At 61.3% G+C, this 10,601-nt stretch carries 9 protein-coding genes and 1 tRNA gene; 5 read left to right on the top strand and 5 right to left on the bottom strand.

Annotation, left to right across the window (positions count from 1 at the left end; all coding sequences use genetic code 11):
* Position 1: 1 nt before the first annotated feature.
* Positions 2–793, bottom strand: coding sequence for a precorrin-4 C(11)-methyltransferase (gene cobM, locus ABCP74_RS03960; RefSeq protein WP_343000833.1), 792 nt, complete (start codon positions 791–793; stop codon positions 2–4).
* A gap of 458 nt (positions 794–1,251) precedes the next feature.
* On the opposite strand from cobM, the gene ABCP74_RS03955 reads away from it, so the two are divergent.
* From ABCP74_RS03955 to ABCP74_RS03935, 5 genes are all read left to right on the top strand, one after another.
* Positions 1,252–2,178 carry a sirohydrochlorin cobaltochelatase gene (locus ABCP74_RS03955; protein ID WP_022094564.1) on the top strand — a complete coding sequence of 309 codons (927 nt, stop codon included), beginning with the start codon at positions 1,252–1,254 and terminating at the stop codon, positions 2,176–2,178.
* Positions 2,179–2,322: 144 nt separating this feature from the next.
* On the top strand, positions 2,323–2,856 hold the full coding sequence (locus ABCP74_RS03950) for a hypothetical protein (RefSeq protein ID WP_343000834.1): 534 nt from the start codon (positions 2,323–2,325) through the stop codon (positions 2,854–2,856).
* 4 nt (positions 2,857–2,860) lie between these two features.
* Complete coding sequence (locus tag ABCP74_RS03945; protein WP_343000835.1) at positions 2,861–4,432, top strand: ABC transporter substrate-binding protein; 1,572 nt, start codon at positions 2,861–2,863, stop codon at positions 4,430–4,432.
* Between the two features lie 22 nt (positions 4,433–4,454).
* Positions 4,455–5,477 carry a FecCD family ABC transporter permease gene (locus ABCP74_RS03940; protein WP_343000836.1) on the top strand — a complete coding sequence of 341 codons (1,023 nt, stop codon included), beginning with the start codon at positions 4,455–4,457 and terminating at the stop codon, positions 5,475–5,477.
* A 12-nt stretch (positions 5,478–5,489) separates the two neighbouring features.
* Entirely contained in the window at positions 5,490–6,659 is a 1,170-nt protein-coding gene (locus ABCP74_RS03935) for an ABC transporter ATP-binding protein (protein WP_343000837.1), read from the top strand.
* Between the two features lie 112 nt (positions 6,660–6,771).
* Here the strand turns inward: ABCP74_RS03935 and ABCP74_RS03930 are convergent, their stop codons facing one another.
* The 4 genes from ABCP74_RS03930 to ABCP74_RS03915 form a co-directional block, all read right to left on the bottom strand.
* Positions 6,772–7,383, bottom strand: coding sequence for a TetR/AcrR family transcriptional regulator (locus ABCP74_RS03930; protein WP_157757975.1), 612 nt, complete (start codon positions 7,381–7,383; stop codon positions 6,772–6,774).
* Between the two features lie 116 nt (positions 7,384–7,499).
* On the bottom strand, positions 7,500–8,807 hold the full coding sequence (locus ABCP74_RS03925; protein WP_343000838.1) for a lysylphosphatidylglycerol synthase transmembrane domain-containing protein: 1,308 nt from the start codon (positions 8,805–8,807) through the stop codon (positions 7,500–7,502).
* Positions 8,808–8,957: 150 nt separating this feature from the next.
* A tRNA-Glu gene (locus ABCP74_RS03920) sits at positions 8,958–9,034 on the bottom strand.
* Positions 9,035–9,161: 127 nt separating this feature from the next.
* Entirely contained in the window at positions 9,162–10,556 is a 1,395-nt protein-coding gene (locus ABCP74_RS03915; protein ID WP_343000839.1) for a CCA tRNA nucleotidyltransferase, read from the bottom strand.
* Positions 10,557–10,601: the final 45 nt, after the last annotated feature.

Here is a 10,601-nt window from a genome sequence, read left to right as displayed (position 1 = left end):
GCTAGCTGCTCGCCTTCCGATACCCCGTGGCAAACGAAGGGTCGTAAAGCTTGCTGCGCTCGTACGTCTCCGCTTGCGCGCCGTCGTGCGCAAGCCCGCCGCGAGCTCCGAGCACGCGGCCCACCACCACGAGCGCCGTGCGGTCGATGCCCTCTTGCGCGCCCGCATCGGCGAGCGTGCCCACTGTGCAGCGCACCACGCGCTCCTCAGGCCAGGTCGCCTTGTACACGAGCGCCGCCGGCTCGTCGGAGCTGCGGCCCGCGGCCAAAAGCTCGGCGGAAAGCTCGGCGAGCATACCCGAGCTCAGGAAGATGACCATAGTCGAGCCGCTTTCCGCCATGGTGCGCATGCCCTCTCCCGCGGGCATGGGGGTGCGTCCGGAAAGCCGCGTGATCACGACCGACTGGCTGATTCCCGGCAGCGTATATTCCTGGCGAAGCGCCGCCGCGGCGCCGCAAAAGCTCGACACGCCGGGCACCACCTCGTAGTCCACGCCGCGTGCGTCGAGCGCGTCCATCTGCTCCTGGATGGCGCCGTACAGGCACGGGTCGCCCGTGTGCAGGCGCACCACTTCCTCGCCCCGCGTATCTGCCGCGCACATCACGTCGAGCACTTCCTCCAAGGTCATGTGCGCGCTGTCGTAGACGATGCAGGATTCCTTGCACTCAGCGAGCAGCTCGGGGTTCACAAGGCTTCCCGCCCAAACGACCACGTCGGCCGCGCGAAGAAGGCGCGCCCCGCGCAGCGTGATAAGGTCGGCGGCGCCCGAGCCTGCGCCAACGATATGAATCATCCGAGCCTTCCCTTCCCGTTACTCATCGCAACCGTTTACGCCGCCATTCGCGCAGCGGACAAAACACGGCGCCCGCAGCGGCAATCGGCGCAAATTCGCAGGCAGGAGGCGCAATGCCGCCCGCCCTGGCTTTGACACGTTCACAAGTGCCCACTATCATAGTAAAAGTTTCGGCAACGAGCATATGACAATCGGATAAAAGGAAATGACCGGCGCGGCGCCCGCACAGCCCGCGCTGGCTTGCGGAGGGAACCAGGTGGGAATCCTGGGCAAGGGACATTACTGTATAGGACGCGCGGGCGAACCGCCTCGCGCCCCAAGCCAGACTGCTTCGCCTTTTCCTCACGGCATCGCCGTGGCGTTAGCTCCTTGTGAACCCCGAGGGGTGCGCTTTTCTTTCGCTTGTGCCGACAAGCAACTGTCGCCGGGGGACCGGCAAACCGAGGAAAGGAAAAACCATGTCCGACCAGATGTCACGCCGCGGCTTCATGGGCGCCGCAGCAACCGGAGCCGTCGCGCTCGCCGGAGTCGCGCTCGCGGGCTGCTCCAACACCTCCGCGAGTTCCGAGAAATCGAGTGAAAAGGAGAAGGCCGTGAAGCCGGTCATCCTCGTCACGAGCTTCGGCACGAGCTACAACGACTCGCGCCACATCACCATCGGCGCCATCGAAGACGCTATCCGCGAGAAGTACTGGCAGGACTACGACATCCGCCGCGCCTTCACCGCGCAGATCATCATCGACAAGCTGAAGAAGCGCGACGGTATCACGATCGACAACATGACCGAGGCGCTCGACCGCTGCGTGGAAGACGGCGTGAAGGAAATCGTCGTGCAGCCGACGCATCTCATGGGCGGCCTGGAATACACCGACGTGAAAGACGAGCTCGACAAGTACGCCGACAAGTTCGATAAGATCTCGCTCGGCGACCCGCTGCTCACCTCCGACGACGACTACAAGAAGGTGGCCGCAGCCATTAAGGAGAACATGGCGTCCTTCGACGACGGCAAGACGGCGCTGTGCCTCATGGGCCACGGCACCGAAGCCGATTCCAACGCCGACTATGCCAAGATGCAGGAAGTGTTCAAGAACGAGGGCTTGACGCAGTTCTTCGTCGGCACCGTCGAGGCTGAACCGACCTGCGAGGATGTTATCGCCGCCGCGAGCGCCGCAGGCTACAAGAAGGCCGTGCTCGCGCCGTTCATGGTGGTCGCGGGCGACCACGCGAACAACGACATGGCAGACGAGACCGACCCCGACAGCTGGGCTGCGAAGTTCGTGGCCGCCGGCTTCGAAGTGACGTGCCTGCTCCAGGGTCTGGGACAGAACGTCGCGGTCGACGACATCTACGTCTCGCACGTGGACGACGCCATCGCCAAGCTGTAAACTCGCCGCGCACGGGGGCGCCGGTCGCGTCCCCGTGCAACGGGCATGCGCCTTCCCCGACCGACGGCGCATGCCCGTTGCATTCGCATCCCGCCCGCCCACCGCACGGCGCGGGCGGTCGAAGCGATTGAAAGGAACCCCTCCATGTTGAAGAAAACCCTCGCCTTCGCCTTGTCGGCGGCGCTTTTCGCGTTCTCGCTCGCCGGCTGCGGCGGAAATTCAATCGACAGCGCAAAGGCAAGCGATGCCGATTCCCAGGAAAAGACCGAACAGACGGCCGATGCGCCCGAGGGCGCAAGCGCTGCCCCCATCACCGCCGACAAGGTGGCCGACGGCACCTATCCGATCACCGTAGATTCCAGCTCGAACATGTTCAGGATTGTGGACGCCCAGCTCATCGTGGAAAACGGCTCCATGCACTGCGTGATGACACTTTCCGGCACGGGCTACGGCAAGCTCTTCATGGGCACGGGCGACGAGGCTGCCGCCGCGAGCGAGGCCGACTTCATCCCCTATGTGGAAAACGCGGAAGGCAAGTACACCTACGATGTGCCCGTTGAAGCGCTCGACGAGGACACCGCCTGCGCCGCGTGGAGCATTAGAAAAGGGCAGTGGTACGACCGCACGCTCGTGTTCGAATCCGCCGGCGTCGATCTGCGCGCCGACGCGCTGAAGTAACGCCATGCGGTCGATTCTTCCCAAGGGGAAAAGCAGGAAGCGCCGCAGCATCGCAGCGCGCGCGATCGCCTGCGTTCTCGTCGCCCTGCTCGCGCTTCCCTTCGCGGGGTGCAGTGCGAGTCCGAACGCGACCGGTGGCACGGCGGGCTCTCAGGAATACACTGTGAGCGTCTCGCTTTCCGGCGGGTCAGGGCGCGCAAGCATCGCCTCACCCACCACAATTGTGAAGGATGGCGACACCTACACCGCGACCATCACCTGGTCGAGTTCGAACTACGACAAGATGACCGTCTACGGCGTGGACTACGCGCCTGTAAACGACGGCGGCAACTCCACATTCGAGATACCCGTCACGCTCGACGAGGACATCGCCGTGTCGGCCGAGACCGTCGCCATGTCGACGCCGCACACCATCGACTACACGCTCCACTTCGACTCATCCACCATAAAGGAGAAATCGGGCGACGATGCAAGCGGCGGTTCCCCTGCGGGAACGGCTTCAAGCGCCGCGGCCGACTTCCACAACGCCGATTTGGGCTGCGGCTGGGAGCCGACGGGGGCGCTTCAGCTTGAATACGCCAAGCACTTTACTGTCGACGAGTTCGAAGGCGGCCTGCGGCTTATCTGCGTTTCGAACGGGGAGCGCTTCCTCGTGGTGCCGCAAGATGCGAAGGTACCTGACGGGTTGAGCTCCGACATCGCGGTCATAAGGCGCCCCGCCGACAAGGTGTACCTCGTGTCGTCGGCAACGATGTGCCTAGTCGACGCGCTCGATGCGAACGACAATATCTTAATGTCGGGCACGAAGGCCGACGATTGCTCAGTCGCAGGCTTCAAAAGCGCGCTCGAAAATGGGGCGATCGCCTACGGCGGCAAGTACAGCGCGCCCGACTACGAGCGAATATCGGCCTCGGGCTGCACGCTCGCCATCGAGAACACCATGATCAACCACACGCCCGATGTGAAGGAAAAGCTGCAGAAGCTCGGGCTCGTCGTGCTCACCGAACAGTCGTCGAGCGAGCCCGAAGCACTCGGGCGCATCGAGTGGATTAAACTTTTCGGCGTCCTTTTCGACAAGGAAGACGAGGCCGCGCGCCTGTTCAACGAGCAGAAGGCCCGCGTCGAGCAAACGTCGGGGCTCGCATCGTCAGGTAAAACCGTGGCGTATTTCTACATTAACTCGAACGGGGCCGCCGTCACGCGGCGGGCGGGCGACTACGTGGCGCAGATGATCGAACTTGCAGGCGGCAGCTACGCGCTCGATGACGCGCAGACGGCGTCGACGTCAGGCTCGTCAGTAACGCTCGAAATGGAGCGCTTCTACGCGACGGCGAAGGATGCCGACATCATCGTCTACAACGGCACCATCGACGAATCGGTTACCACCTTGAACGACTTCGTAGGCAAAAACGCGCTATTGTCGCAGTTCAAAGCCGTGAAGAACGGCAACGTCTGGGTCACAAGCGCCGACATGTACCAGCAGATGACTTCTACCGCCGACATTATCGACGAGCTGCACGGGGCGTTCACTGGCGATGACGCGAGTGACTTCCATTATCTGAGAAAGCTCGGCTAGCGCCATGAGAAGCCGACTTACCATGGCATACGACGAATCGGGGCGCGCCGCGCGGTGTCGCGTCGTGACGGCGCTGCTCGCTGTTGCCCTCATCGTGCTCGTCGGGGCCAACCTGTGCATCGGGAGCGTGCTCGTGCCCGCAGACCACATCCCCGGCATCCTTTCGGGCGGCGCGGCCAATTCCATGGAAAGCCAGGTCATCTGGGAGATTCGCCTGCCGCGCGTGCTTTCAGCCGTGCTTCTCGGCGGGGCGCTTTCCCTCTCCGGGTTCCTGCTGCAGACGTTTTTCAACAACCCCATCGCCGACCCGTTCATCTTGGGCGTCTCCTCGGGTGCAAAGTTCGTCGTCGCGCTTACGATGATCGTACTTCTGGGCGCGAACCAGGCCATGTCCTCGCCGGCCATGGTGGCCGCAGCGTTTCTGGGCTCGCTTATCACCATCGGCTTCGTGCTCCTCATCGCACGGCGCATAAGTTCCATGGCCATGCTCATCGTGGCGGGCGTCATGGTGGGATACATCTGCTCAGCGGCGACGAACTTCCTTATCGCCTTCGCCGACGACCAGTCCATCGTGAACCTGCACAACTGGTCTTTAGGTAGCTTCTCGGGTTCGAGCTGGGACGACATCGCGGTCATCGCGGTCGTGGTGATCACCGTGAGCGCATGCGTATTCGCGATATCGAAGCCCCTTTCCGCCTTCCAGCTGGGAGAAGCCTACGCGAAAAGCGTCGGCGTGAACGTCGCACGCTTCCGCGTGGTGCTCGTCCTTCTAGCGAGCATGCTCTCCGCCTGCGTGACCGCGTTCGCAGGTCCGGTGTCGTTCGTAGGCATCGCGGTTCCGCATCTCGTGAAGTCGGCGCTAAAGTCGTCGAAGCCCATCCGCGTGATTCCTGCGTGCTTCTTGGGAGGCGCCATCTTCTGCGCGGGCTGCGATTTGATCGCGCGCACGCTGTTCTCTCCCGTCGAGCTTTCCATCAGCGCCGTCACCGCCATCTTCGGCGCGCCAGTGGTTATCGCGCTCATGTTGAAGAAGCGGGTGAAGTAGATGGGGGAATTCGTGCCGCGACCCAAAACGCAGGCTGACGGAGCGCCGCTTTTCCGCATAAGCGACCTGTCGGCGGGCTACGGCAAGAAGGTTGTAGTCGAAGGCGTCGATCTGGAGGTTCGCACGGGCGACGTCGTGGCGCTCATCGGGCCGAACGGCTCGGGCAAGTCGACCATCTTGAAAACCATCACACGCCATCTAGCACCGCTTGCCGGCGCGGTCGAGCTCGACGGGCGAGAGATTTCCCGATGGAAGACGGCGGAGTTCGCAAGGAACCTTGCCGTTATGCTGACAGATCGCCCCCGGACCGAGCTCCTCACCTGCCGCGATATCGTAGAGGCGGGAAGGCATCCCTACACCGGGCGAATGGGCACACTCTCGCCTAACGACCATAGTCGGGTCGACGAGGCCATGAAAACCGCACATGTGGAAGAGCTCGCCGAGCGTGACTTCATGCAGATAAGCGATGGGCAACGCCAGCGCGTCATGCTCGCACGCGCCATCGCGCAGGATCCGCGTGTGCTCGTGCTCGACGAGCCCACGTCGTATCTCGATATCCGCTACCAGATCAACCTGCTGCGAATACTTCGCCACCTTGCGAAATCGCGGAATGTGGCTGTCATCATGTCCATCCACGAACTCGAGCTCGCGCAGAAAAGCGCCGACAAGGTGATTTGCGTGAAGGGCGGCCGGGTCTTCCGCGCCGGCGCACCCGAGGACATATTCACGCGCGAGACGATTGGCGAGCTCTACGGCCTTCAACATGGCACCTTCAACGAGCGCTTCGGCAGCGTGGAAATTGGACGCCCGCACGGCGATGCGCACACGTTCGTCATCGCCGGCGCAGGTACGGGGTCGTCTGTGTTTCGCCAGCTCATCCGGCAGGGCAAGGCGTTCTACGCGGGCGTTCTGCACGAAGGGGACATCGACTGCGAGCTCGCGCGCGACCTGGCGGCGGAATGCGTGGCCGAGCGCGCCTTCGAGCCGATCGGGGATAAAACCATAGCCCGCGCCAAAGAGCTCCTCGTCCACTGCGTGCACCTTATCGTGTGCCCCGCCGCCTTCGGCACCATAAACGCCCGCAACGCAGAGCTCGTCGAGTTCGCACGCTCGTATGGTATCGAGGTCGTGCGAGCGTGCGAAGGCGCATCGGAGGATTCCCAATTGGAGTGGGAAGAATAAACTGGACTTTCTTTTAAGGATCCTCAGGCTACAGCTCCTACGCCGGCGAGGTCTACAAGGCGCCGGAGAACCTCGTGAACAGGAATTTCCACGCCGACGAGCCCAACTAGACCTAATCCAAGCGAGATTCCAGACTCGACAGGCCATTGAGAGTCAGGTCGTTGGCGACCTCCGAGACACGCTCGATAGGAACCGAGCCGTCAGACAGCGCCCACGTGCGATAGATACCGATAATGCCTGACAGCAAAAACGCAAGATAGTAATCGAACATCTCGTCCTTGAGACCTTGGGGCAGCAAATCGCGCTCGGCAATCTCGTGCTCGAGCGGCGCACGAAGACGAGCCATAAAATCATCAAGCGGAATGTTCTCGATCAGCTGACGATTGAGCACCAAGTTGTTGCACAGTGCCTCGTTAACGGTTTTAAAGAAGGTCGCCGCCGCGCCCAGGGCGCGCTCGTTGGTGTCGCCGTCCATGGAAGCAAGCGTTTTCTCGACCGAGTCGACAATCATCTCCACCACATCGACGGCAATGGCATCGAGCAGGCCGTCAACCGTGCCAAAGTGCACGTAGAAGGTTTTGCGGTCGACATTGGCCTCGCGTGCGATGGCACTCACCGTAATGTCTGCCAGCGGCTTTTCCATGAGCAGGCGCTCGAAAGCGGAAAGGATGGCATTACGGCTGCGAACAATGCGGCGGTCAAGACGCGGTTTGCTGGTTGCCATGGGCGTGTCCCTTCGAAATGCGAGCATTCATCAACAGATGAGAGATAATCTACGTAAGAGGATTATCCCCCATACAGCACAAATATGCCCCGCATCATGAAGAACGCACGACTGTCCTACTGGGACTTAGGGTGCTTCTTCTTATTGAGTGCCGACGGAGATACGCGAATACCATCGCCTGTCTGGCGCACATAGGCTTTATGAGCCGGCTTAGCGGCCCCAGAAGCCTTCTGAGCGTGCTTCTTGGGATCAACGGTAACAGCATTCGTGGGGTGCGGCTTAGTGGGCGCAGAGGGCGTCTGAGACGTGCGGCCGAGTTTGCACATCAAGCGATCCCAGCGCGCATGGATGCTCTCGTTGTGGGCGCTCTTAAGGCCCAGCAGGGGCGCAGCCAAAATGGTCGGCGCAATAAACGTAATGAGGCGCCACAGCAGATAGCCGGCGGTCGAAGCCGACCCAAAGAAATGACCTAGGAACAGCGCGAAGCCACCCTCAGCGCCACCAGTTCCACCGGGCAAGGGGACCGCAGAGCTCAGAAGCTGGACAAAGGCGCTCGCGGCCATGACCGAGAAAAAGTCGACCTCGTGGTGGCCAAAGGCAAGCATCAGGAAATACGGCACCAGATAGAAAAACGCGAGCTGCAGCATGGTGATAAACACGGTGAGCAGCATGGAAGAAAAATGTCCGGCTGAAAGCTTGAACTTCTCAGAGAAGGAGTAGATCTCGCCATCGACAAACGTGCGCCATCCCTCGATCTTAGTGGCCGAGACACCTATGCGCTCAAGCCAATTGATGATGCAATGGGCAACGCGCGTGACGGTCTTAGGCATGAGCGCGACGGCGAAGATGCCCAGCAAGATGCAGCAGTGCCCACCAAAGCTAAAGACGCACAGCAGCGTCATGTCGCCATAGCGCTCGGCAAAAAACGGCATGCGAGCAAGCAGTAGGATAGCGCCCCAGGCAACGAGGCCAAACTGGTACACGATAAAGCGCGTGAACTGCGTGGCGCCAGCCTCACCGACATTTTGGCCCGCCTTGGTCAGGCGGTAGATCTGGGCGGGAGTCGAGCCCATCATCATAGGTGTGAGGTTGCCAAAGAAGATGCCACTCGCCTCGACCGAAATCAGGTCGCGAATGCCGACGGGTGAATTGGGGTCGAGCCATACGGCGATCGCATAGGCCACAATGCCAAAGAACAGATACATGAACATGCAAAGACACGCGACAACGAGCCAGGGCGCCTGAACGCTCGACATAGCGGCCCAGAACTGCCCCATCTGCCCGGTTACCACCAGATAGACGATATAACCCACCAGCACGACGCCGATAAAGATGGCGCCGCGGCGCGCGCTCTTATTGTCATCTCCGCCCGAGGCCTCAACCTCGACCTGGGGCTTAGACGTATGCTGAGAGGACTCCGTCATGAGACTCCTTCTAACAGTCAAAATATCTTGGATATTGTACCCGTAAGGGCCATATGCAGAACGCAAAGCTCTGGTTCAAACGGGAACTGCAGACGGTTGTTTGAAAATAAAAAACCCGGACTTCCGTTGGAAGGCCGGGTATCAGATACGTGGTAGCCCGTACCAGATTCGAACTGGTGATCTCCGCCTTGAGAGGGCGGCGTCCTAAACCGCTAGACGAACGGGCCACATGACACCTGCACTGCCGTGCTGCGAGGAAATATATTACGGGACAAAAAACGTCAGCGCAAGAAGAAATTCCAAATTGCCGAAAAATTGTCGGCAGGTTATGGAACACGCAGGTAAACTGGGTGGCTAATTCAAGTTGAGATGGACCAAAAGAGCTTCGCGCTCGTTGGGAATGTTGTCTTCGATCACGGCGTCGAGGGCGGAGTTGAGAAGCTGCCCCAGTTCCGGCCCGGGCTTGACTCCAGCACGGATCAAGTCGCCGCCGTTGATGGCGAGCATCTTGAGCGTATAGGGCTCCCCCGCCTCCAGTAGCTCGTGCGCCATCGCGCGCATCTCCTCAATCGTCTCGACGTAATAGAAGCACGACGGGGCCTTGCCGAGCGTGTCGGCACGCTTAAGATCCATGAGCTCGTCAATCAGACGCGACGTGTCGACGCCCTCGCCCGAAAGCGCGCGCATCATATTGAGCAGGCAGGAGCGCTCTGGGCGCAGCGGCTTGTCATGGTATTTGATGAGCAGGCACACGTCGCGCACCAGGTCGTGCGAGAGCGCCAGGCGATCCATAATGACGCGCGCCTTCTTGGCGCCGAGCTCTGGATGACCGTAGAAGTGTCCGCTGCCGGCGTGATCGACCGTGAAGCACTCGGGCTTGGACACATCGTGCAAAAACGCCGCCCACATAAGGCTCGACGAGGGCGCGACGCCGTCGCACAGCGCAAGCTCCCCTGCCACCGTCAGCACACGGGCGATATGCTCGTAGACGTTAAAGGCATGGTAGACGCTACGCTGGTCAAAGCCACGGGCCGGGGCCAACTCGGGCACGGCGGCGCAGATGAGCTCGGGATAGCGGAGCATCGCGTCTCCCCCATGACCGGTCGAAAGAATGCCCTCGAGCTCAATACCCACACGCTCACGCGCCACGGCATCGAGCAGCGGCGCGCACTCGGCAAGCGCGCGCTTAGTCTCGGGCTCAATCATAAAGTCCAGGCGGCAGGCAAAGCGCACCGCACGCAACATGCGCAGGGCGTCCTCGTTAAAGCGACGCTTGGGATCGCCGACAGCGCGAATCAGCTTGCGCTCCAAGTCGCCCAGGCCGTCGTAGCGGTCGACAAGCCCGCGCTCGGGATGCCAGGCCATGGCGTTGACGGTAAAGTCGCGGCGCGCCAGATCGTCCTCGAGCGAGGCGGCACGCTCCACACTCTGGGGATGGCGACCATCGGTGTAAAAGCCATCCAGACGGTACGTGGTGACCTCGATACGCTCGCCATCGGAAATAGCCGTGATTCCGCCAAATTTAATGCCCGACTCCACAACCGCGATGCCGGCGGCCTCGAGCGCCGCTTTGGACTCCTGCCACAGGCCGCTACAGCACATATCAACATCGTGGCTGGGGCACCCCATCAGGGCGTCGCGCACCCAACCGCCCACGTACCAAGCCTCAAGACCAGCCGCCTCAAGCGCGCGCAGGACGCGCAGGGACGCATCGGACGGTTGAGTACCGTTGAGCGAAACATTGCACATGCCTATGGCCTCCTGCACTTGTGAGCGTTAATCGATGGTTCTCAA

The sequence above is a fragment of the Collinsella aerofaciens genome, assembly GCF_039062315.1.
Classification (GTDB): domain Bacteria; phylum Actinomycetota; class Coriobacteriia; order Coriobacteriales; family Coriobacteriaceae; genus Collinsella; species Collinsella aerofaciens_BG.
This window is presented reverse-complemented; position numbering and strand designations above follow the sequence as displayed.

Bases quoted from the DNA above. Each gene is read 5' to 3' on its own strand.
- ABCP74_RS03945 (WP_343000835.1), top strand. From the start codon at position 2,861: ATGCGGTCGATTCTTCCCAAGGGGAAAAGCAGGAAGCGCCGCAGCATC.
- ABCP74_RS03950 (WP_343000834.1), top strand. From the start codon at position 2,323: ATGTTGAAGAAAACCCTCGCCTTCGCCTTGTCGGCGGCGCTTTTCGCG.
- cobM (WP_343000833.1), bottom strand. From the start codon at position 793: ATGATTCATATCGTTGGCGCAGGCTCGGGCGCCGCCGACCTTATCACG.
- ABCP74_RS03930 (WP_157757975.1), bottom strand. From the start codon at position 7,383: ATGGCAACCAGCAAACCGCGTCTTGACCGCCGCATTGTTCGCAGCCGT.
- ABCP74_RS03915 (WP_343000839.1), bottom strand. From the start codon at position 10,556: ATGTGCAATGTTTCGCTCAACGGTACTCAACCGTCCGATGCGTCCCTG.
- ABCP74_RS03925 (WP_343000838.1), bottom strand. From the start codon at position 8,807: ATGACGGAGTCCTCTCAGCATACGTCTAAGCCCCAGGTCGAGGTTGAG.
- ABCP74_RS03940 (WP_343000836.1), top strand. From the start codon at position 4,455: ATGGCATACGACGAATCGGGGCGCGCCGCGCGGTGTCGCGTCGTGACG.
- ABCP74_RS03955 (WP_022094564.1), top strand. From the start codon at position 1,252: ATGTCCGACCAGATGTCACGCCGCGGCTTCATGGGCGCCGCAGCAACC.